The organism is Streptomyces sp. NPDC001848 (genome assembly GCF_042891915.1).
Classification (GTDB): Bacteria; Actinomycetota; Actinomycetes; order Streptomycetales; family Streptomycetaceae; genus Streptomyces.
In genome coordinates this window covers 481,256-501,693 of sequence record NZ_JBIATP010000002.1, presented here as the reverse complement: position 1 = coordinate 501,693, position 20,438 = coordinate 481,256, and the positions used below count along the sequence as shown (strand labels likewise).

Here is a 20,438-nt window from a genome sequence, read left to right as displayed (position 1 = left end):
CCTGGTACGCCGGGTGGCACCCCCGTGCTGCGCATGGAGTCCGTCCGCAAGACCTTCGGCGACGCGGTCGTGCTGCGGAATGTGGATCTGGAGGTCGCCCCGCACACGGTGACGGCCCTGATCGGCGCGTCCGGCTCGGGCAAGTCGACGCTGCTGCGCTGCGCGAACCTCCTGGAGGAGATCGACGACGGCGCCATCTGGCTGGATGGCGAGGAGATCACCGACCCGCGCGTCGACCAGGACGCCGTACGCCGCCGGATCGGTGTCGTCTTCCAGGCGTACAACCTCTTTCCGCACATGACCGTGCTGGAGAACATCACGCTTGCCCCGCGCCGGGTGCACGGCGTGGGCCGGGCGACCGCCGAGGAGCATGCCCACGAGTTGCTGGAACGGCTGGGACTCGCTGCCAAGGCGACCGAGTACCCGGACCGGCTCAGCGGCGGCCAGCAGCAGCGCGTCGCGATCGTGCGGGCGCTCGCCGTACGCCCCCGGCTGCTGCTCCTGGACGAGATCACCGCGGCCCTCGACCCGGAACTCGTCGGCGAGGTCCTCAGCGTCGTGCGGGACTTGAAGGACGACGGCATGACCATGGTGCTCGCCACCCACGAGATGGGCTTCGCCCGCGAGGTGGCCGACCAGGTCTGTTTCCTGGACGGCGGCGTGGTCCTGGAGCGCGGGACGGCCGAGCAGGTCTTCGGCGATCCGCGGCAGGAGCGCACACGGCGCTTCCTGCACCGGATCGTGGAGGCGGGGCGGCTCTGACGCAGCCCCACCACACCTGCGTCACACCTGGGTCCGCCCCGCCCCCGCGAGCGTCGCGACCCGCTCCACCGCGAACGCGTACCCCTGCACCCCGCATCCGGCGATGACCCCGTCGGCCCTCAGGGACACGTAGGAGTGGTGCCGGAACTGCTCACGCTGGTGGATGTTGGAGATGTGGACCTCCACCACCGGCAGCCCGTCACAGGTGTTGAGGGCATCGAGGATCGCGACGGAGGTGTGCGAGTAGGCGGCCGGGTTGATCACGATCCCGGCGTGGTTCAGGCGTGCCTCGTGGATCCACTCCACCAGCTCGCCCTCGTGGTTGGACTGCCGGAAGTCGACCGTGCCGCCGTAGGCGGCCGCCGCCTTCACGCACAGCGCCTCGACGTCCGCGAGCGTGTCGGAGCCGTAGATCTCCGGCTGGCGCTGCCCGAGCAGGTTCAGGTTGGGGCCGTTGAGGATCATGATCGGGGCGTCGGCGAGGGTGCGGGGCACGGTTCCTCCGGTCCGTTCGGGGCTTCCGGTCCTTGGCGGACCGCTGATCAGCCCCCGGTCTATCACGACGCTTCGAGCGCATGCCCGGCCCGGTGCGGGGTGAGCCGGCCAGGAACCGTGCGCGCGGAGGGTCCCGCCTGGCGCATCACCGTCACCGGCTGACCGCGCCGTTCGCTCGGGCGTACGCCCGCCCCATCCGTCGCGGCGCCGAGCCCCCGCGCGCCCCCGTAGCCGAAGGTCACGGTGGGTAGTTGACCAAGCATGCACGATGCACGCAACGTAAGCGCTCCGTCCATGCTCCGGCTCGCGGCCGCCTCGCTCGCCGGAACCGCCGTCGAGTTCTACGACTTCTTCGTCTACGGGACCGCGGCCGCCCTGGTCCTCGGCCCTCTGTTCTTCCCGACGTTCTCACCGGTGGCGGGCACACTGGCGGCCTTCGGGACCTTCGGGGCCGGCTTCGTGGCGCGGCCGCTGGGCTCGGTGCTGTTCGGGCACATCGGGGACCGGCGCGGGAGGCGGCCGGTGCTCATCGCCTCCCTGATGCTGACCGGCACGGCGACGGTGGCGGTCGGATGTCTTCCGACGTACGAGGCCATCGGCACGGCCGCTCCCGTGCTCCTCCTGGTGCTGCGCTTCCTCCAGGGACTCGGGCTGGGCGGGGAGTGGGGCGGTGCGGTGCTGCTGACCGCGGAGCACGCGCCCGCCGGGCGGCGCGTGCTGTGGTCCAGCTTTCCGCAGATCGGCCCGTCGCTGGGCTTCGTGCTGGCCAATGGCGTGATGCTGGGGCTGTCGGCGACACTGTCGGACGCGCAGTTCGCCTCCTGGGGGTGGCGGATTCCCTTCTGGGCCGCCGGGGTGCTCGCGACGGCAGGTCTGTGGCTGCGGGGCGCGCTCACCGAGAGCCCCCTCTTCCTGGGCATCGACGACCACGCGCGCGTGCCGCTCGTCGAGGTCGTGCGCCGCCACTGGCGGCTCGTCCTGCTGACGGCCGGCGCACTCGCGATCGGGTTCGCGGTCTTCTACACCATGACGACCTGGTCCCTGGCGTATGCGACGGTGCGGCTCGGCGTGAGCCGCACCGTCATGCTGGTCTGCGTCATGGCCACCGTCGTGGTGCAGGGGATCCTGACCCCTCTGTTCGCTCTCCTGGGTGACCGCTACGGGCGGCGTCCACTGTGTCTGACGGGCTGTGCCGGCACCGCGCTGTGGATGTTCCCCATGGTCGCGTTGCTCGCCACGGGCGAGCCGCTGCTGATGTTCCTGGGTTTCCTGGGGGCGGCGCTCGCCCTCATCACCATGCTCGCCGTGATCGCCGCGTATCTGCCGGAGTTGTTCGAGCCCCGGGTGCGCTGTACGGGCGCGGCCGTGGGCTACAACCTGGGCGGCGTGCTCGGCGGCGCCCTCACCCCGATCGTGGCCACCACGCTGGCCGAGCGCGGGGGCCGGGTGCCCTGGGGTGTCGGCGCCTACCTGACGGCCGTGGCCCTCCTCAGCCTGGGGTGCTTCGCGCTGCTCCCGGAGACCCGCCCGGTTCCGCTCGCCGTGACGGAACCCGCGACGGGCTGATCGCCAACTCCAGGAACGCCGCGAAGAGCACCAGACGGACGCCTCCCGCGCATTCCGGCGCCTGCCTGTCCGAGGGGTGCCCGGCAAGGTGCCGGGCACCCCTGCCGGCCGTGTCGGCCGTGTCGGCCGTGTCGGCCGTGTCGGCCGGGGCGCGTCAGGCGTCGACGCTGTCCTCTGCAGTGCTCTGAGTGGCCTTGTGCGTCGTGTCAGCCGCCGCCTCCTGCTTCCGGGAGGCCATCAGGCTGGTGACCGTGGTGACGATCAGGACGGTACAGATCACGCCGAGGGAGACCGGGATGGAGATCTCGGGGACGTGGACCCCGGACTCGTGGAGCGCGTGCAGCACCAGCTTGACGCCGATGAAGCCCAGGATGATCGACAGGCCGTAGGACAGGTGGACCAGCTTCTTGAGCAGGCCACCGATGAGGAAGTACAGCTGCCTGAGACCCATCAGCGCGAACGCGTTGGCCGTGAAGACGATGTACGGGTCCTGCGTCAGGCCGAAGATCGCCGGGATGGAGTCGAGGGCGAACAGTACGTCGGTGGTGCCGATCGCGAGCATCACGACGAGCATCGGCGTCATGACCCGCTTGCCGTTCTGCCGTATCCACAGCTGGGTGCCGTGGTACCGGTCGGCTACGCCGAAGCGGCGCTCGGCGGCCTTCAGCAGCTTGTTCTCCTCATACTCCTCGTCCTCCTCGTCGGCCCTGGCCTCCTGGATCAGCTTCCAGGCGGTCCATATCAGGAACGCGCCGAAGAGGTAGAAGACCCAGGAGAAGGACGCGATGATCGCGGCACCCGCGGCGATGAAGACCGCCCGCAGGACCAGGGCTATGAGCACACCGACAAGGAGTACACGCTGCTGGTAGCGCGACGGGACCGCGAACTTCGCCATGATCAGGACGAAGACGAAGAGGTTGTCGACACTCAGCGACTTCTCGGTGATGAAGCCGGCGAAGAACTCTCCGGCGGGCCGGCCACCACCGAAGACGAGCAGGCCGAGCCCGAACAGACACGCGAGAGCGATCCAGACGACCGTCCAGATCCCGGCTTCCTTGATCGATACGTCGTGCGGCTTGCGGCCGATGAAGAAGTCGGCGGCGATCAGGGCGGCAAGGCCCAGGACCGTCAGGACCCACAGGGTCATCGAAACATCCACTGCGCCTCCGGCAGTACGTACGTCACGGCTCATGTCGGCGTCGTCGCCACCGGAGGTCTCTTCCACCCACGAGCAGAGGCACGTGATACGGCCTGTGCAGTGGGCCGACGCCCCGGGATCCGGCCTGATCCGTACTGACGGGTGCGCCGCAGCAGAGAAGGAGTACTCCCCTCCGTGTCACCAACAGTACCCGAATCACCAAGGAAAGGTAAAGCGATTGGCAAAAGAAAGGTCAAAGCCACTGGTCAAGCGCCCCCCACGCACGGCGGAGGGGGACGCCTCAGCCGTTCCAGGAGCGACGGGCCTCGGCGACCTGGGTGAGCACTCGACCGAGCACCTGGCTGCCCTTCGGCAGACGAGGCGGCTCGTAGGTCCAGGCGTGGCCGACCCAGGGGTCCGCGAGGTGGTCGTCGGGCGCGGGGGTGACTCGCAGCAGTGAACGCCAGAGCGGGTCGAGCAGCGGCCCGTAGGCGGCGGCGTCCTCCCGGTCGGCCACCATCATCAGATGGACACCGACGTCGGGACCTTCGTCCGCCAGGTAGCGCAGCTGGTTCACGGCCCGGTCGTCGAAGCCGTGCGGGAAGTCGTTGACGACCAGCAGTTGCCGGGCCGTGTCGACCCCGGGCGGCAGGGAGTCGGACGCGCCGCCCCGTACCGCCATCTGCACCAGGTCGACGCGTTGGGTGAGCCGGGTCAGCGCGTCGGCCACCCCCGCGGCGCCGACCGCGGGCGCCGTGGCGAGCACCCCGGAGCGGACGAGGGGCGCGAGCGCCGGAGCGCCCGAGCCCGCCGGGTCGATGACGTGCACCGCGAACGCTCCAGGCGGATACACGGCAAGCAGTCGGGAGGCGTGTGCGACCGCCACGTCCATGGCGAGGCGGCGCAGCTCGTCCGGGTCCACGAGCGGGTCGGGGGATCCGGAACGTCCACTGTCGATCCACAGGCCGCGTTCCAGAGGCAGCCTGACGAGCATGGGGATGTGGAGGCTCTCGCTCTCCGGCAGGTGCAGGTCGCCGAGGCGCACGGCCATGGGGATCTCTGTAGGTACCCGGTAGCCCTGCCAGACCGGGCTGTCCCAGCGTGCGAACGCCGGAGGCAGCGCGGGTTCGACGACGTCGGACTCGGCGATGAGCTGGGTGAGGTCCCGATCGAGCGCGGCTCTCGCCTGGTTGACGAGGTGGGCGTGCCTGGCCTGCGCCGCGTCGCGTGCGGCGTCGCCCTGTCGGCCGAGGCGGGCGCGCGGATCGGCCAGGGCCTCGTCCAGCTCCTTCTCCAGGCGCGAGTCGGCGAAGTCGACGGCGCTTCGGTAGGCGGCCACCGTACGCGCCAGGTCCTCGAACATGCCCCACACCTGGTTGTACAGGCGCTCCTCCATGGACCAGCCGGTCGCGTCGCCGGCGATCGGCTGCGCGGCCTGGCCGGCCGGCGCGGCGGGCGGGGGTGCCGTATGCCGACCGGGGTGCTGGTCGACGGGCCCGCCGAGGGCGGGTTGTGCGACGGGAACCGGTGCGTCGGTGATGTCGTACGGGCGCCCTTGCTGCGGTAGGCCGGGAGGCCCCTGGTGCTGCGCCGGCGCCATGGTGCCGGGCGGCCCCTGGGGAGGCGCCGGGGCGGTCGTCCGCCGTGCGCGGTCGCCCCCCGGCGGACGCGGCGGAGGCGGGGCCACCGAGCGGGCCAGGCCCCGGACCACCGCTTCGTTGATGCTGTCCGCGAGCTGCCGGGCCTCGGGCAGGCCCTGGTCCATGAAGAGTGCGGCGAGCCCGCCCGCGTATCCCTGGCCGACCGCACGCACCTTCCAGCTCCCCTGCCTGCGGTAGAGCTCCAGTGCGATGACGGCGGACTCGGAGTCCAGGCCGGTGATGCTGTAGGTGGCGACCTGGGAGCCGTCGAGGCCGGTAACCGCGACGAAGGGGGCGGCGACGGCGCCGAACCGCACTGGGCCGCCGATGCCGGTCGGCAGGGCCAGCAGCACGGTGACCCGGTGCACGCTCTCCGGCAGGGCATCCAGGTCGAAGGCGAGGCGGTGGTCGGCTGCCGCCTGCCCGGAAACCTCCAGGCCCCGCAGGACGGGCTTGCCCGGATGGGCCACCCACTCGGTGCCGGGCACCCTGCCCTGCTCGTCGCTGAGCGTCGCCCCGGCCACGATCGGCGTGCCGGCCGACACCCGAACCTCAAGTCGGACCTGGGGAAGTTGACGGTTCTGCCCCCGGACCAGCTCGGCCGTCATCGCCTCGTCCCCCTGCGTCGCTTCGTGTGCCGGGCGTCCGGCCGCCTACAGGTGGGGCAGGATCGTCGGCATGAGGTCCTGGAAGGTCCGGCCGTTGGCCGGGGTGCCGAGAGCCGTCATCGTCCACCCCCCGCCCGCACGGTGCACCTTCGCCATGATCTGCGCGGTGTAGGCACCGCCGCCAGCGAGCGTGTAACGCGCCAGTTCCTGGCCGTTGGTCTCGTCGACGAGACGGCAGAACGCGTTCTGCACTTCCTGGAACGTCTGGCCCGTGAAGGAGTTCACGGTGAAGACGATCTGGTCGATGTGGACCGGGACGCGTTGCAGGTCGACGAGGATCGCCTCGTCGTCGCCACCCTGGCCCGCACCGCCCACGAGGTTGTCGCCGGTGTGCCGGACGGATCCGTCGTCGCTCACGAGGTGGCGGAAGAAGACCACGTCCACCGGCTGCTTGTCCGCGAACAGGACCGCGGACGCGTCGAGGTCGATCTCCCGGGTGCGCGAACCGAACAGCCCGCGCCGGGGTGCGGCCTGCCAGCCGAGCCCCATGCGCACCGCGGTCAGCGTGCCTCCGTCGTTCTTCTGCAGACTGATGGCCTGACCCTTGGTCAAGTTGACGGTCACGCGCTGTTCCCCTCTCGAGCGTCCCCTGTTGGCCGCGGACTTGGCGGATGTCAAAACCCTACGCAGCGGCACTGACAGTGCCGAGCCCCGGCTCGCGCTTTGTGTCGGTCTTGCAACACACCGCGCGTGTGCCGGGACCGGCACGGTGGCGGGGACGTCAGGCCAGGCCCGCCTCCCTCATCTGACGCAGTTCCTTCTTCATCTCGGACACTTCGTCGCGCAGCCGGGCCGCGATCTCGAACTGCAGATCCGCGGCGGCGGCCCGCATCCGTTCGGTCAGCTCCTCGATCTGCCCGGCGAGTTCGGCGGCCGGGCGGTCGGTGGGGACCGTCTCCTTGGCCTTCGCCTTGCCCTTGGCCGGCTTGGCCCCCTTGACGGCGTGGTTGGCGAGTGCGGGCACCGGGCTCTTGGTGCCCTTGCCGTCCTTCGTCCTGCGGTAGCCCGTGCCCAGCAGCTGTTCCGTGTCGACATCCTCGCGGGCGATCTGCGCCACGATGTCGTTGATCTTCTTGCGGAGCGGCTGCGGGTCGATGCCGTTCGCCGTGTTGTACGCGATCTGCTTCTCCCGGCGGCGGTTGGTCTCCTCGATGGCCTTCTCCATCGCCGGTGTGATCTTGTCGGCGTACATGTGGACCTGGCCGGAGACGTTGCGCGCCGCGCGGCCGATGGTCTGGATGAGCGAGGTGCCCGAGCGCAGGAAGCCCTCCTTGTCGGCGTCGAGGATCGCCACCAGGGAGACCTCCGGGAGGTCGAGGCCCTCCCTGAGCAGGTTGATGCCGACGAGGACGTCGAACTCGCCCGACCGCAGCTCCCGCAGCAGTTCGACGCGGCGCAGGGTGTCGACGTCGCTGTGCAGGTAGCGCACCTGGATGCCGAGCTCCAGGAAGTAGTCGGTGAGGTCCTCGGCCATCTTCTTGGTGAGCGTGGTGACGAGGACGCGCTCGTCCTTCTCGGTGCGCTGGCGGATCTCGTGCACCAGGTCGTCGATCTGGCCCTCGGTGGGCTTGACCACCACTTCGGGGTCGACGAGGCCGGTGGGGCGGATGATCTGCTCCACGACGCCGTCCGAGCGGGAGAGCTCGTACGGTCCCGGGGTCGCCGACAGGTACACGGTCTGGCCGATGCGCTCCTGGAACTCCTCCCACTTGAGCGGTCGGTTGTCCAGGGCGGAGGGCAGCCGGAAGCCGTGCTCGACGAGAGTGCGCTTGCGGGAGGCGTCGCCCTCGTACATGGCGCCGATCTGCGGCACGGTGACGTGCGACTCGTCGATGACGAGGAGGAAGTCCTCCGGGAAGTAGTCCAGCAGGGTGTTCGGCGGGGAACCGGGCTCGCGGGCGTCGAAGTGCATCGAGTAGTTCTCGACGCCGGAGCAGGTGCCGATCTGGCGGAGCATCTCGATGTCGTACGTCGTGCGCATGCGCAGCCGCTGGGCTTCCAGGAGCTTGCCCTGCTTCTCCAGCTCGGCCAGGCGCTCCTCCAGCTCCTTCTCGATGCCTCTGATGGCCCGCTCCATACGCTCGGGGCCGGCGATGTAGTGGGAGGCCGGAAACACGTACAGCTGCTGGTCGTCGCTGATGACCTCGCCGGTCAGCGGGTGGAGGGTGGACAGGGCCTCGATCTCGTCGCCGAACATCTCGATCCGGACGGCCAGCTCCTCGTACACCGGGAAGATCTCGATGGTGTCGCCGCGCACCCGGAAGGTGCCGCGTGCGAACGCCATGTCGTTGCGCGTGTACTGGATGTCCACGAAACGGCGCAGCAGTTCGTCGCGGTCGATCTCGTCGCCGACCCGCAGACTGACCATGCGGTCCACGTACTCCTGCGGAGTACCCAGACCGTAGATGCAGGAGACGGAGGCGACCACGACGACGTCACGGCGGGTGAGCAGCGAGTTGGTGGCGGAGTGGCGCAGGCGCTCCACCTCCTCGTTGATCGAGGAGTCCTTCTCGATGTAGGTGTCCGACTGCGGGACGTACGCCTCGGGCTGGTAGTAGTCGTAGTACGAGACGAAGTACTCGACCGCGTTGTTCGGCAACAGCTCGCGGAACTCGTTGGCCAGCTGGGCGGCCAGCGTCTTGTTCGGCGCCATCACCAGGGTGGGGCGCTGGAGCCGCTCGATCATCCACGCGGTGGTGGCGGACTTGCCGGTGCCGGTCGCGCCCAGCAGGACGACGTCCTTCTCACCTGCGCGAATGCGCTTTTCCAGGTCGGCGATGGCCGTGGGCTGGTCACCGCTCGGCCGGTAGGGGCTGACGACCTCGAAGGGCGCCACCGTGCGTTCGATCTTTGAAACGGGCCGCATGGAATCCACCGTACGACCCCGCACTGACAACGGGGGCCGGTCACCAGTCCTGCGGGGTACGGGAGCCCCGGTGTCCGACGCGCGGGCCGGAGCGGGACAGCGGACTGCGTCCCGTGCCCGTGGGCGCGAGCTCGGGGTGGGCCGGTACGCCGGGCTTGCGCTCGACGGGGATCCAGTGGGGCCGGCCCATGACCATCAGGGGGTCGAAGAGGACGATGACGCCGGCCAGGGCCAGGAAGACGAGCGGGCCGATCAGCATGGGGGCGAGCAGGGCCGCGGGCGAGTCGCCGCCCGGGCTGCCGGCGGCGCCGTGCAGATGGACGCTGACGGCGGCCATTCCGGTGTAGTGCATGCCGCTGACGGCGAGTCCCATGACGAGGCTCGCGCCGATGCTCCAGAGGAATCCGCGGATCTGTCCGGCGGCCCACAGAGCGGCGGTCGCGGCGACGACGGCTATGACGACGGACGCGGCGACGGTGAGGGTGTTGTACTGGAGTACGCCGTGCAGGCGCATCCCGGCCATGCCCAGATAGTGCATCGAGGCGATGCCCAGGCCGGTGATCGTGCCGCCGGTGAAGAGCGCCACTCCGGTCGCGCCCCGGTAGCCCACGATGAAGACGCCGATCCCCACCATGACGATGGCGACGCCGAGGCTCGCGAAGGTGATCACCTTGTCGTAGTGGATCGGGGTCTCCTTCACGGTGAACCCCATCATGGCGACGAAGTGCATGGTCCAAATGCCGGACCCGATGGCGGCCGATCCCAGGGCGAGCCAGCCGGCCCGCCAGGACTGGGCGACCAGCATCGATCTGGTGGTGCAGCGCAGACCGAGCGCGCCGCCGAGGCAGGCCATGAGGTACGCCACCACCGGTGTGACGAGTCCGTAGCTGAAGCCGTCGACGGTGCCCTGCATGCGCGGCTGCCCTTCCCACCCTGATGGTTCATGAATTCCGGAAAAAGCCCCCATCCCCAGGCCGTGACGACGGTCAGGGCTGAGGCAGAGAGTATGACCCTCACCGGGACGGTCGAACGATTTTCCGGCAAAGAATCACGGCGCTCCCGCACTTGTGCGGCGCCTGTGACCAGTGTCGGGCAATCCTGGTCCATCCGTGTCCTTCGTGCGGCCGAGCCACGGGCCCAGTACTGCCATCCTGGTGCTGTTCGTAATCGAACCGGCACAAGGAGTGAACATGCACACGCGCGTCGCCGCCGCCGCGATCATGGCCCTCTTCGGACTCGGCGTCGCCATACTGCCCACCCCGCACGCCCGCGCCACCAGCGATCACAGCCCGGTCGTCATCGCTCACCGCGGCGCCTCGGCGTACGCACCGGAGAACACGCTGGCCGCCGTCGACAAGGCGGCCGACATGGGCTTCAGCTGGGTCGAGAACGATGTGCAGCGCACCAGGGACGGCCGGCTCGTCGTCATCCACGACGCCACGCTGGAGCGCACCACGAACGTCAGGCAGCTGTTTCCTGGCCGGTCGCCCTGGCGGGTGAAGGACTTCACCGCCGAGGAGATCGCACACCTGGACGCGGGAAGCTGGTTCGGCGCCCGGTACGCGGGCGTGCGCGTGCCGATGCTGCGGCAGTACATGGAGCGGGTCTCGCTCAACCAGCAGAACCTGCTCCTGGAGATCAAGAACCCGGAGCTGTACCCGGGACTGGAGCGGCAGATCCTCAAGCTGCTCGGCAACGAGGGGTGGCTCGATGCGGACCACCTCAGGAACCGCCTGATCGTCCAGAGTTTCAGCGCGGACAGTGTGCGGATGGTCCACGACCTGCGCCCAGGGATCACCACCGCCTACCTGGGCACGCCGCCGCTGACGGAACTGCCGCTGTACGCGCGGTTCGCCGACCAGATCAACTCCACGCAGACGAAGCTCTCCGCCCGCTACGTCTCCGCGGTCCACGCCGTCAAGGGACCACACGACCGGCCGATGAAGGTCTTCGCCTGGGACGTCAACACGGCGGAGGCGGCCCGGCGGGTGTCCGGCTTCGGCGTGGACGGCATCATCACGAACGCGCCCGACGTGGTGCAGACCGCGATCAGCGCCCAGTGAGCGGCGATGCACCCGCGCACCGGCGCCGCCCGGGCCGCGATCCGGGGCCGTTGTCAGTGCGGCGCCGTACGGTGAGCGCATGGACAGTCATGGGCAGTACGAGCAGCAGCTGGTGTGGACCGTCCTCACCACCGACATCGGCCCCCTGCTGCTGGCGGCCACACGCGAGGGCCTGGTGAACGTGGTGTTGCACGCCACGGACGCCGTGCGTGAGAAGGCACTGGAGCGGCTCGCGGCCCGGCTGGGGACCCAGCCCGTGGAGGACGCCCGCTCACCGCTGCTGGCGGAGGCGATACGCCAGGTGACGGCGTACTTCGCAGGCGAGCTGCAGGACTTCGCGCTGCCCCTGGACTGGTCGCTGATCACCGGCTTCAACCGTCAGGTGCTGCGCGAGCTGGCGTCCGGCGTGCCCTACGGCACGGTGGTGGGGTACGGCGACCTGGCCGGCCGCGTCGGTCAGCCGGGCGCCGCCCAGGCCGTGGGTGTGGCGATGGGATCGAACCCGCTGCCGGTGGTGGTGCCGTGCCACCGCGTGGTCGAGAGCGGGGGCGGCATCGGTGGGTTCGGAGGGGGTCTGGAGACCAAGCGGAAGCTGCTGGCGCTGGAGGGGGTCCTTCCGGAACCGCTGTTCTGATTCCTGTGGTTCCGCCCCCGGTCGACGCCGCAGGCTCCCGCACCTCCCAGGGGTTTGACCGGGTGCGCCGCCCGCCAGAGATGAGGGAAGACCCGGAGACAGGAGGCAGGCGCGTGCTGGTGGTGTCGGAAGAGGTACGGGAGGCGCTCGCCGCCCGTCGGCCGGTGGTGGCTCTGGAGTCCACGATCATCGCGCACGGGCTGCCACGCCCGCGCAATCTCCAGGTCGCGCTGGAGTTGGAGGACGTGGTCCGACAGGAGGGCGCCGTACCGGCGACGATCGCGGTGCTGGACGGGCGGGCTCGTGTCGGCCTGGGCAAGGACCAGGTGGAGCGGGTCGCGAACGAGGACGGGATCCGCAAACTGGGCCACCGTGATCTTCCCCTTGCGGTCGCGGCGGGCGTCAGCGGGGCGACGACCGTGTCCGCCACGGCACTGCTGGCCTCTCTCGCGGGCGTACGGGTGTTCGCCACGGGCGGGCTCGGCGGCGTCCACCGGGAGTGGACCGTGACCCAGGACGAGTCCGCCGACCTGGGCCTGCTGGCGGGGACCAGGATCACCGTGGTGTGCGCGGGCGTGAAGTCGATCCTGGACGTGCCTGCCACACTCCAGCGTCTGGAGACATTGGGTGTGGCGGTCGCCGGATATCGCACGGACCGCTTCCCGGGCTTCTACCTGTCCGACTCCGGCCATCCGGTCGACTGGACGCTTCACACGCCCGGGCAGGTCGCGGAGGTCATGCGGGCGCAGGACGCGCTCGGTGCCCCCCGGTCGGCGCTCATCGTCGCCAATCCGGTACCGGAGGAGGAGCAGCTGGATCCGGAGCTTCACGCACGCGTGCTCGCCGAGGCGCTGACCGCGTGCCGCGAGGAAGGGGTCACCGGTCAGGCGGTCACACCGTTCCTGCTGGACTATCTCGTCCGGCACACCGGCGGCGCGTCGCTCAGCGCCAATCTGGCGGCGGTGCGCGGGAACGTGCGGCTTGCGGCACGGATCGCGGCGGCCTGGGCGGGGGCGTGAGCGGGTCTCTGCTGGTCGTCGGGGACGTCGTCACGGACGTCGTCGCACGGCACCTCGGACCGCTGGCATCGGGTACGGACACGGCCGCCGTCATCCGGACGCTGCCCGGTGGCGCAGGCGCGAACGTGGCGTGCTGGGCGGCTCGGTGGGGTTGTGCGGATGTGCGGCTGCTCGCACGCGTCGGGGCCGAGTCCGCCGCCTGGCACGAGCGGGAGCTGACGGAGTCGGGCGTACGGCCGCTTCTGGTCGTCGACCCCCAGGCCCCTACGGGCACGGTGATCTGTCTGGTGGACACGGGCGCCTCGGCGGAGCGGACGTTCCTCACGGACAGCGGGGCGTCGCTGCGGCTGGCCCCCGGTGACTGGTCGGACGAACTGCTCGACGGTGTCGTACGGCTGCATCTGTCGGGCTATCTGCTGTTCTCCGAGCCGAGCCGGGCGCTGGCGACGTTGGTCCTCGAAGCGGCACGCGCGCGTGGAGTGCCGGTGAGCCTCGATCCGGCGTCGGTGGGGTTCCTCACCGAGCTGGGTGTGGACCGGTTCCTGGCGTTCGCCGAGGGGGTCGACGTGCTGCTGCCGAACCGGGACGAGGCGTGTCTGCTGACCGGACTGCCCGACCCGGCGGACGCGGCGGCCAAGCTGAGCCGCCATGTTCCCCTGGTGGTCACCAAGCAGGGAGCGAAAGGTGCGCTGGTGGCCTCGTCGGGGGCGATCGCCGCCCGGATCCCGGCGGCCCCGGCCACGCCTCGGGACACGACGGGAGCGGGCGACGCGTTCACCGGAGCGTTCCTCGCGGCCCTGCTCGCGGGAGCCGAGCCGGAGGAGGCGGCGACGGCAGGGTGCGAGGCGGGGACGATGGCGGTGCAGACAGTGGGAGCGAGACCGGTGAGGGGTGAGCGGTAGCCTCCGGCACGTTCCGCGGTACCGGGTGACGCTCCCTTCCCCCTCGCGCTCACTCCTTGCGGCCCCACGCCGAGATCATCGGGGCGGTCGCCAGGTCCATCATGCCGGAGGCGACGTTGGTCAGGTGACGATCGATGTCCTCGTCCGTGGCGAGGCCGGCGGAGACGAGCTGGTCGCGGATCTGACGGATCGTCGCGGATTCGAGCGCGGCGCAGGCCGGCGAGGTGAGGGGGAAGTAGGCGTCGGCCTCGACACGGCTGAGGCCCGCCTCCCGCAGCAGACGCGGGAGCCCGCGGCCGTAGGAGAGGTCGGCGCCGCGTTCGGCGAGCAACGCGCGGAAGCCCTCGCGCAGGCGGTTGGCGAGCCGCTGCTCGGGGCCGTACTCGTCCGGGCAGCTCAGGGGCTGCAGCGCCGGGTCGGCGTCCTCCACCAGGAGACGTCCGCCGGGGCGCAGCGCCTTGATCATGGAGTGCAACGCCCTGTCCCTGTCCGGGACATGAACGAGGACAAGCCGGGCGTGCACCAGGTCGAAGTCCTCGCCAGGGGGTTCTTCGCCGCCCACGTCGTGAGTACGGACCTCGATCGGAGGCTGCGCGGCCTGGGCGGCCCACGAGGTGTCGATGTCGGTCGCGATGACCTGCCCGGTCGGGCCGACCCTCTTGGCGAGCCAGGAGATCACGGAGGTACCGCCGGCGCCGACCTCCCAGCACCGCCAGCCGAGTCCGATGCCGAACCCCTCGATGTGGCGGAAGGTCGTGGGGTCGAAGAGGGTGGACAACGCCTCGAAACGCAGGCCGGCCTCGGTCTGCCGGTTGTCGAGGAGGTACCCGTCGTTGTGCGTCATGCGGAGATCATGACAGTCGACGTACTGGTCGGTGCGGGGCGACGCTCCGCAGGGCCCACCCTGACCGGCCCAAAGCGGCGGGCAACCCGGGCGGTGAAGCGGAATGTTCTGCTTCCACAGGCTTCTCCGGCGATCGCGGCGGACTGGCAGACTGGCTCGCGACGGCGCAGAGTGCGGCGCGAGGAGATCCACGCAAGGAGATCCAGATGTCCATGGCAGGGAATCTGCGGAAGGTCACCGGTCTCGGCAAGGTCGGCGGCCTCCGCAAGGTGGCACGGTTGGGGCGGCGCCGTACGCGTGTCGATCTGAGCCACCCCGCCCGGTCGCCGCTGGGCTCCGCGGTGGTCAACTGCGTGACCTATCAGGACGGCGTGCGCGTTCCCGGAGCCGGCGATCTGGTCGAGGCCGTGGAGCGGGTCCGGAAGAGGGACGACGGTTTCGTGTGGCTGGGGTTGCACGAGCCGACGGACCAGGAGTTCGCGGGCATCGCCGAACTCTTCGACCTGCACCCGCTGGCGGTCGAGGACGCCGTGGAGGCGCATCAGCGTCCGAAGCTCGAGTGGTACGGGGACACGCTGTTCGCGGTGTTCAAGACCGTCTGCTACGTGGAGCACCAGGAGTTGACGGCGACGAGCGAGGTGGTGAACACCGGCGAGATCATGGTGTTCATCGGTCCCGCCTTCGTCATCACGGTGCGGCACGGCAGGCACGGTTCGCTCGGTCCGCTGCGCGAGGAACTGGAGGCCAATCCCCAGCAGCTCGCGAAAGGGCCGGCCGCGGTGCTGCACGCGATCGCGGACCATGTGGTGGACGACTACCTCAGCGTGACGGACGCCGTCCAAAAGGACATCGACCAGGTCGAGACGTACGTGTTCGCGGAGAACGGCGCGCGGCTGGATCCGGGACGCGTCTACCAGCTCAAACGTGAACTTCTGGAGCTGAAGCGTGCGGTGGCACCGTTGGACCGTCCCATCCAGGAGCTGGCCACCCGGCCGATCGGGGTGATCGCCCCCGAGATACAGGCGTACTTCCGGGACGTCTCCGACCATCTGCTGCGTGCCACCGAGCAGATAGCCGCGTTCGACGAGCTGCTCAACTCGATCCTGCAGGCCCATCTCGCCCAGGTGAGCGTCGCGCAGAACGAGGACATGCGAAAGATCACGGCTTGGGCCGCACTGATCGCGGTGCCCACCATGGTCACCGGGGTCTACGGCATGAACTTCGCGTACATGCCTGAGCTGCACTGGAAATTCGGCTATCCGCTGGTCCTCGTCGTGATAGCCGTGGCCTGCCTGGTGCTGTACCGGGGGTTCAAGCGCAACGACTGGCTGTGACCCCGGAGTGGCTCCGGCCGGGTTGCCGGGTCAACGCGAGGTCGTCCTCGCGTAGACGCTCTCGACCCAGGTGGCGAGCTGGTCATCCGTCAGATGCTCCGCCAGGTCGGACTCGCTGATCATGCCGACGAGGCGCTTGTTGTGGATGACGGGAAGCCGGCGGATCTGGTGCTCCTCCATCTCGTGGAGCACTTCGCCGACATCGGCGTCCGCGTCGATCCAGCGCGGCGTGCCCTTGGCCAGGTCGCCCGCGGTCACGTGTGAGGGGTCGTGGCCCATGGCCACGCAGCCGACGACGATGTCGCGATCGGTGAGAATGCCGCAGAGCCGCTCGTTCTCGTCGCTGATGGGCAGGGCACCGACGTTGAGTTCGCGCATCAGTTGGGCGGCGCGATCCAGGGTCTCGTGGGCGGGGATCCATTGGGCACCACGGTGCATGATGTCTCCGGCGGTGGTCATGGGTACCTCCCGGTGCCGGACGGCCGGCGCGGCACGGGACGCACCGCAGGTCCCGGCGCAGTTCAATTCTCGCCGGGCCTGCGGGAACACGCACCTGGAGCGACCGGTCGGCAGGGGCGCGCCGGCGGTTCGGGCGGGGAACGGTGCCGACGGCACCCGCGGTCAGATCGAGAAGCCCACGACCGTCCTTCCTCGACCGTCCGTCCTCAGCCGTTCCAGGCCGGGTGGCGTGGATCGTCCGCGCGGATCAGCACGTCGGCGACTGCGCCCGGGTCCGTCTCCGCCTCGTAGCGCTCGAAGGCGGGCAGGGTCCAGTGGTCCGACTCGGGCGTGCGGCGGCGGAGCGCGCCCGGTGAGAGGAGCAGGTGGACGGTGAGATCGAAGGGGAACCAGTGCCGAAGGAGGAGGGGGCCGTGGAGCAGCAGCAGGCCACTGGGCGGGAGGCGGACGTAGGGACTGCGGGTCGCGCGGTCGGTGACCGGATCCCAGAGGTCGGGCAGGACGCGGCCGTCGCCGCCGGGCTCGAGGGGGCCGAAGACCTCGCGCCACAGGGCGCCGGTGTCGAGCCAGCCGTCATAGTAGGAGTCCAGGTCCCGGCGGCCGTGCTCGAGGCGGACCGACGCGGGCCGCAGAAAGCCCTCCGCACCGACGACGAGCGAAGGCCGGCCACGTATACGCAGGGCGTCGGACACGCGCTGGGCGAGGTCACCGGGGTGCGCGGCCGGGGCCCCGTCGAACGCGATGCGCGGCCAGGGGCTGCCGTCGCCGGGCGTCAGGTCGAGCAGCCGGTCGGCGAGGATGTCGCCGAGCCGTTCCCAGGTGATCGCTTCGAGTCGCACAGGGCCCATGATGCCGCGCCACGCCGGCGAGCCCTCTTCACGGCTCGTCGTAGGCGGACGGTACCGCCCCCGGCCGGGAGCGGAGCGCGGAAGCCGGGCCGGAGCCGACGGTGCCACCGCGGGAGCGGGGCGGGAGAAAGCCGGGGGGGCGAACGGTGCCCCTTGCGGTCGGCGTCCGGACGGGAGGGGAAGGAAACGGATATGGCATCGACCCCAACTCCCCCGCCATACCGCGCACTTCTGGTCTTCCAGCCGCTCAGGCGGCGGCACTGTGCCGAGTGCCGGAAGGGACCGTTGCCGCTGCTGGTGCTGGAGGAGGGGACGCCGCGGTGCCTGGAGTGCGCGGATCTCGGCCATCTGGTGTTCCTGCCGCGGGGTGATACGGCGCTGACCCGGCGGGCGCGGGAGGCGAGCGGCCTGTCGGCGGTGGTGGTGCGGTTCAACCGGCGCCATGGCCGGTACGAGCGCCAGGGTCTGCTCGTCGAGGAGGCGGCGCTCACCCTGGCCGAGGAACGGTGCCTGGCGGACGCGGAGGCGCGGCGCAGACGGCGGGCGCGGGATACGCGGCGGCGGGCGGCGGAGGACGCACGGTTCGCGGAGGCGTTCGCGGCGGAGATCCGGCGGCTGTTTCCTGGCTGCCCGGCCGAGCGGGCGCGGGCCATCGCGGGGCATGCGTCGGTGCGCGGCAGCGGACGGGTCGGGCGTAGTGCGGCGGGGCGGGCCCTGTCACCGGAGGCGGTCACGGCAGCGGTGCGGGCGTCCGTACGGCACCTGGAGACGCCGTACGACCAGCTGCTGATGGACGGCGTGGCGCGGTCCGAGGCGCGGCGGCGCATCGCGGGGCGTGTGGAGACGGTACTGCGGGAATGGAGGCTCCGGGAGGCTGCGTGATCGGTGTGGGCTTCGCAGGATGCTGCCGGACGGGCTGAGCGCCTGGCCGATGGTGCGGCTGGGGTGGCTGCGTGGGGGAAGGAATGCGGGGAGTTGACATGATCGATGGGCCTTACTTCGTGCTGATCATGGTCGGAGTGCTCGCGGCCGGGCTGGTGGCGGGGGTGTGCTGTGCGTTCTCCACCTTCGTGATGAAGGGGCTCGGCTCACTGCCGCCGGCGCAGGGGGTCGCCGCGATGAACGCGATCAACCGAGCCGCGATGACACCGGCGTTCATGATCGTTTTCCTGGGGGCGGCGGTGCTGTGCACCGTGCTCGCCGTGGTGACGTTCGTGCTCTGGCCGGACGACGGCAAGGCGGCGCTGCTGGTGGGCAGCGCCTTGTATCTCATAGGTGTCTTCGGAGTGACCGCCGTGGCGAACGTTCCCCGCAACGGCACGCTGCTGCGGATGGACCCCGGCTCCCCCGAGACGGCCGTGTACTGGCGTACGTACCTCAGGGAGTGGACGTTGTGGAACCACGTCCGGGTGGTCGCCGCGGCCGGCGCGGCGATGTCGTACGTCCTGGCCCTCACCTGAGGCATCGGCCGTCGCGGCGGGCCCGGACGGCGGGGGCGCGCACGGGACTGTGGCGTCGTATCGTGGCACGAAACGATCCCGTATGGACGCAAGGGGGACGGCGATGGCCGATCCCAAGGGTTTCATGACCACACCTCGCGAGGAATGGCCCCGGAGGCCGGTCGAGGAACGGGTGCGGGACTGGAACGAGGTGTACGTCCCCGGTGCGCTGCTGCCGATCATCAGCCGGCAGGCGAACCGCTGCATGGACTGCGGGATCCCGTTCTGCCACGACGCCTGCCCGCTCGGGAACCTGATCCCCGAGTGGAACGACCTCGTCTCGCGCGAGGACTGGCGAGCGGCGAGCGAGCGACTGCACGCCACGAACAACTTCCCCGAGTTCACGGGGCGGTTGTGCCCGGCTCCCTGCGAAGCGGGCTGCGTGCTCGCCATCAACCAGCCCGCGGTCACGATCAAGAACGTGGAGGTGGCCATCGCCGACCGGGCCTGGGAGGAGGGGTTCGCGCCACCGCGCCCGCCGGAGCGGCTGTCGGGGCGCACCGTCGCGGTCGTCGGGTCCGGGCCCGCGGGACTCGCCGCGGCCCAGCAGCTCACCCGGGCCGGACACACGGTGGCTGTCTACGAGCGGGCGGACCGGATCGGCGGGCTGCTCCGGTACGGGATACCAGCGTTCAAGATGGAGAAGCGGCATCTGGACCGTCGGCTGGAGCAGATGCGTGCGGAGGGGACGAAGTTCCGTACGTCCACGGTCATAGGGAAGGACATAGGGGCGGCGGAGCTGCGGTCGCGGTACGACGCCGTGGTGATCGCGACCGGTGCGACGGCGTGGCGTGAACTGGATGTGCCTGGGCGCGAGTTGGCCGGAATCCATCAGGCCATGGAGTATCTGCCGCTGGCGGACCGGGTGTGCGAGGGGGATCTGGAGGTCTCACCGCTGTCGGCGGCCGGGAAGCATGTGGTGATCGTGGGAGGTGGGGACACCGGGGCGGACTGTCTGGGAACGGCGGTGCGCGAACGGGCCGCGTCCGTGACCCAGCTCGACATCTATCCGCAGCCGGAGCCGGAGCGGAACCAGGACGCCGAGCCGTGGCCGACGTATCCGAAGATCTACCGGTTGTCCGCGGCGCACGAGGAGGCACGCGATCTGCGCACGGCGCCGGCGGCGGACGCGGACGCACGGCTGTTCGCGGCGTCCACGCTCCGCTTCACGGGAGACGCGGACGGGCATGTCCGGGCGCTGCACCTGGTCGAGGTGGACGAGCGTCGGCGCCCGCTGCCGGACTCGGAGCGGACGCTCCCCGCCGACCTGGTGCTGCTCGCTCTGGGGTTCTCGGGACCCGACCGGAAGGACGGGCTCATCGAGCAGCTCGGACTCGCGCTCGACGCACGTGGCACGATCGCGCGGAACGAGGACTTCGAGACGAGCGTTGCTGGTGTGTACGCCGCCGGGGACGCGGCGCGCGGGCAGTCGCTGATCGTATGGGCGATCGCGGAGGGACGGGCCGTGGCCGCGGCGGTGGACCGACGGCTGTCCGGCGGGACGTCACGCCTGCCGGCGCCGATCGGGCCGTACGACCGCCCGATGACGGCGTGAGCCCGAGCGGGCACCCGGTGAGGGCCCTGCCGGGCGCCCACCGGTCGTGGCCGCTGCGGCGCCGGCGGGCCGCGCCGTGTGCCCCGGCCCTGCCGTCGGCCTATCCCTTGCGCCCCACCGCCCCGTACCCGGGGATGACCCCGTCG

Annotated in this window: 19 protein-coding genes; 10 read left to right on the top strand and 9 right to left on the bottom strand. The window is 70.5% G+C overall.

The features are described from left to right. The first annotated feature begins 33 nt into the window (after nucleotides 1–33). Nucleotides 34–762 (top strand): amino acid ABC transporter ATP-binding protein, encoded by a 729-nt coding sequence (locus ACFYZJ_RS05310; RefSeq protein ID WP_388563382.1) that lies wholly within the window; start codon nucleotides 34–36, stop codon nucleotides 760–762. A gap of 21 nt (nucleotides 763–783) precedes the next feature. Here the strand turns inward: ACFYZJ_RS05310 and aroQ are convergent, their stop codons facing one another. Further along, nucleotides 784–1,257, bottom strand: a complete 474-nt coding sequence (gene aroQ, locus ACFYZJ_RS05305) for a type II 3-dehydroquinate dehydratase (RefSeq protein WP_388563049.1) — start codon at nucleotides 1,255–1,257, stop codon at nucleotides 784–786. Between the two features lie 294 nt (nucleotides 1,258–1,551). Here aroQ and ACFYZJ_RS05300 point away from each other — a divergent pair, with 294 nt between their 5' ends. Further along, nucleotides 1,552–2,823 (top strand): MFS transporter, encoded by a 1,272-nt coding sequence (locus ACFYZJ_RS05300; protein ID WP_388563047.1) that lies wholly within the window; start codon nucleotides 1,552–1,554, stop codon nucleotides 2,821–2,823. A 154-nt stretch (nucleotides 2,824–2,977) separates the two neighbouring features. Here the strand turns inward: ACFYZJ_RS05300 and ACFYZJ_RS05295 are convergent, their stop codons facing one another. The 5 genes from ACFYZJ_RS05295 to ACFYZJ_RS05275 form a co-directional block, all read right to left on the bottom strand. Next, entirely contained in the window at nucleotides 2,978–3,982 is a 1,005-nt protein-coding gene (locus ACFYZJ_RS05295; RefSeq protein WP_388563045.1) for a TerC/Alx family metal homeostasis membrane protein, read from the bottom strand. A gap of 280 nt (nucleotides 3,983–4,262) precedes the next feature. After that, complete coding sequence (locus tag ACFYZJ_RS05290; RefSeq protein WP_388563043.1) at nucleotides 4,263–6,209, bottom strand: TerD family protein; 1,947 nt, start codon at nucleotides 6,207–6,209, stop codon at nucleotides 4,263–4,265. Nucleotides 6,210–6,254: 45 nt separating this feature from the next. After that, the gene (locus tag ACFYZJ_RS05285; protein WP_388563041.1) at nucleotides 6,255–6,833 is read right to left on the bottom strand and encodes a TerD family protein; all 579 of its coding nucleotides are present in this window, start codon (nucleotides 6,831–6,833) and stop codon (nucleotides 6,255–6,257) included. A gap of 157 nt (nucleotides 6,834–6,990) precedes the next feature. Continuing rightward, complete coding sequence (gene uvrB / locus ACFYZJ_RS05280) at nucleotides 6,991–9,135, bottom strand: excinuclease ABC subunit UvrB (RefSeq protein WP_388563039.1); 2,145 nt, start codon at nucleotides 9,133–9,135, stop codon at nucleotides 6,991–6,993. 40 nt (nucleotides 9,136–9,175) lie between these two features. After that, nucleotides 9,176–10,048 carry an MHYT domain-containing protein gene (locus ACFYZJ_RS05275; protein ID WP_388563037.1) on the bottom strand — a complete coding sequence of 291 codons (873 nt, stop codon included), beginning with the start codon at nucleotides 10,046–10,048 and terminating at the stop codon, nucleotides 9,176–9,178. Between the two features lie 277 nt (nucleotides 10,049–10,325). On the opposite strand from ACFYZJ_RS05275, the gene ACFYZJ_RS05270 reads away from it, so the two are divergent. The 4 genes from ACFYZJ_RS05270 (at nucleotide 10,326) to ACFYZJ_RS05255 (ending at nucleotide 13,753) form a co-directional block, all read left to right on the top strand. Beyond that, nucleotides 10,326–11,198, top strand: a complete 873-nt coding sequence (locus ACFYZJ_RS05270) for a glycerophosphodiester phosphodiesterase (RefSeq protein ID WP_388563035.1) — start codon at nucleotides 10,326–10,328, stop codon at nucleotides 11,196–11,198. A gap of 79 nt (nucleotides 11,199–11,277) precedes the next feature. After that, complete coding sequence (locus ACFYZJ_RS05265; RefSeq protein WP_388563033.1) at nucleotides 11,278–11,832, top strand: methylated-DNA--[protein]-cysteine S-methyltransferase; 555 nt, start codon at nucleotides 11,278–11,280, stop codon at nucleotides 11,830–11,832. Between the two features lie 113 nt (nucleotides 11,833–11,945). After that, the gene (locus ACFYZJ_RS05260; protein ID WP_388563031.1) at nucleotides 11,946–12,851 is read left to right on the top strand and encodes a pseudouridine-5'-phosphate glycosidase; all 906 of its coding nucleotides are present in this window, start codon (nucleotides 11,946–11,948) and stop codon (nucleotides 12,849–12,851) included. Continuing rightward, the gene (locus tag ACFYZJ_RS05255; protein ID WP_388563029.1) at nucleotides 12,848–13,753 is read left to right on the top strand and encodes a carbohydrate kinase family protein; all 906 of its coding nucleotides are present in this window, start codon (nucleotides 12,848–12,850) and stop codon (nucleotides 13,751–13,753) included. Before ACFYZJ_RS05260 ends, ACFYZJ_RS05255 begins: the two co-directional genes overlap by 4 nt. A gap of 49 nt (nucleotides 13,754–13,802) precedes the next feature. On the opposite strand, the gene ACFYZJ_RS05250 is transcribed toward ACFYZJ_RS05255, so the two are convergent. After that, on the bottom strand, nucleotides 13,803–14,597 hold the full coding sequence (locus ACFYZJ_RS05250) for a methyltransferase domain-containing protein (RefSeq protein ID WP_388563027.1): 795 nt from the start codon (nucleotides 14,595–14,597) through the stop codon (nucleotides 13,803–13,805). A gap of 206 nt (nucleotides 14,598–14,803) precedes the next feature. Between ACFYZJ_RS05250 and ACFYZJ_RS05245 the strand changes: the two genes are divergently transcribed. Then, nucleotides 14,804–15,931 (top strand): magnesium and cobalt transport protein CorA, encoded by a 1,128-nt coding sequence (locus tag ACFYZJ_RS05245; RefSeq protein ID WP_388563025.1) that lies wholly within the window; start codon nucleotides 14,804–14,806, stop codon nucleotides 15,929–15,931. Nucleotides 15,932–15,961: 30 nt separating this feature from the next. On the opposite strand, the gene ACFYZJ_RS05240 is transcribed toward ACFYZJ_RS05245, so the two are convergent. Together ACFYZJ_RS05240 and ACFYZJ_RS05235 are read right to left on the bottom strand one after the other, a co-directional pair. Then, the gene (locus ACFYZJ_RS05240) at nucleotides 15,962–16,390 is read right to left on the bottom strand and encodes a CBS domain-containing protein (RefSeq protein WP_388563023.1); all 429 of its coding nucleotides are present in this window, start codon (nucleotides 16,388–16,390) and stop codon (nucleotides 15,962–15,964) included. Between the two features lie 206 nt (nucleotides 16,391–16,596). Beyond that, the gene (locus tag ACFYZJ_RS05235; protein ID WP_388563021.1) at nucleotides 16,597–17,238 is read right to left on the bottom strand and encodes a uridine kinase; all 642 of its coding nucleotides are present in this window, start codon (nucleotides 17,236–17,238) and stop codon (nucleotides 16,597–16,599) included. Between the two features lie 192 nt (nucleotides 17,239–17,430). Between ACFYZJ_RS05235 and ACFYZJ_RS05230 the strand changes: the two genes are divergently transcribed. From ACFYZJ_RS05230 to ACFYZJ_RS05220, 3 genes are all read left to right on the top strand, one after another. Then, nucleotides 17,431–18,120: a DUF2293 domain-containing protein gene (locus tag ACFYZJ_RS05230; RefSeq protein WP_388563019.1), complete on the top strand. Its 690-nt coding sequence runs from the start codon at nucleotides 17,431–17,433 to the stop codon at nucleotides 18,118–18,120. A gap of 98 nt (nucleotides 18,121–18,218) precedes the next feature. Beyond that, a complete protein-coding gene (locus ACFYZJ_RS05225; RefSeq protein ID WP_388563017.1) occupies nucleotides 18,219–18,698 on the top strand; it encodes a DUF1772 domain-containing protein in 480 nt (159 codons plus the stop codon). A 103-nt stretch (nucleotides 18,699–18,801) separates the two neighbouring features. Next, nucleotides 18,802–20,292, top strand: coding sequence for a glutamate synthase subunit beta (locus tag ACFYZJ_RS05220; RefSeq protein WP_388563015.1), 1,491 nt, complete (start codon nucleotides 18,802–18,804; stop codon nucleotides 20,290–20,292). Nucleotides 20,293–20,438: the final 146 nt, after the last annotated feature.

Excerpts from the sequence above, each read along its gene's own strand:
- ACFYZJ_RS05275 (WP_388563037.1), bottom strand. The coding sequence starts at position 10,048 with ATGCAGGGCACCGTCGACGGCTTCAGCTACGGACTCGTCACACCGGTG.
- ACFYZJ_RS05230 (WP_388563019.1), top strand. The coding sequence starts at position 17,431 with ATGGCATCGACCCCAACTCCCCCGCCATACCGCGCACTTCTGGTCTTC.
- ACFYZJ_RS05240 (WP_388563023.1), bottom strand. The coding sequence starts at position 16,390 with ATGACCACCGCCGGAGACATCATGCACCGTGGTGCCCAATGGATCCCC.
- ACFYZJ_RS05290 (WP_388563043.1), bottom strand. The coding sequence starts at position 6,209 with ATGACGGCCGAGCTGGTCCGGGGGCAGAACCGTCAACTTCCCCAGGTC.
- ACFYZJ_RS05265 (WP_388563033.1), top strand. The coding sequence starts at position 11,278 with ATGGACAGTCATGGGCAGTACGAGCAGCAGCTGGTGTGGACCGTCCTC.
- ACFYZJ_RS05235 (WP_388563021.1), bottom strand. The coding sequence starts at position 17,238 with ATGGGCCCTGTGCGACTCGAAGCGATCACCTGGGAACGGCTCGGCGAC.
- ACFYZJ_RS05270 (WP_388563035.1), top strand. The coding sequence starts at position 10,326 with ATGCACACGCGCGTCGCCGCCGCCGCGATCATGGCCCTCTTCGGACTC.
- ACFYZJ_RS05300 (WP_388563047.1), top strand. The coding sequence starts at position 1,552 with ATGCTCCGGCTCGCGGCCGCCTCGCTCGCCGGAACCGCCGTCGAGTTC.
- ACFYZJ_RS05250 (WP_388563027.1), bottom strand. The coding sequence starts at position 14,597 with ATGACGCACAACGACGGGTACCTCCTCGACAACCGGCAGACCGAGGCC.
- ACFYZJ_RS05310 (WP_388563382.1), top strand. The coding sequence starts at position 34 with ATGGAGTCCGTCCGCAAGACCTTCGGCGACGCGGTCGTGCTGCGGAAT.
- ACFYZJ_RS05245 (WP_388563025.1), top strand. The coding sequence starts at position 14,804 with ATGTCCATGGCAGGGAATCTGCGGAAGGTCACCGGTCTCGGCAAGGTC.
- ACFYZJ_RS05225 (WP_388563017.1), top strand. The coding sequence starts at position 18,219 with ATGATCGATGGGCCTTACTTCGTGCTGATCATGGTCGGAGTGCTCGCG.
- ACFYZJ_RS05220 (WP_388563015.1), top strand. The coding sequence starts at position 18,802 with ATGGCCGATCCCAAGGGTTTCATGACCACACCTCGCGAGGAATGGCCC.
- uvrB (WP_388563039.1), bottom strand. The coding sequence starts at position 9,135 with ATGCGGCCCGTTTCAAAGATCGAACGCACGGTGGCGCCCTTCGAGGTC.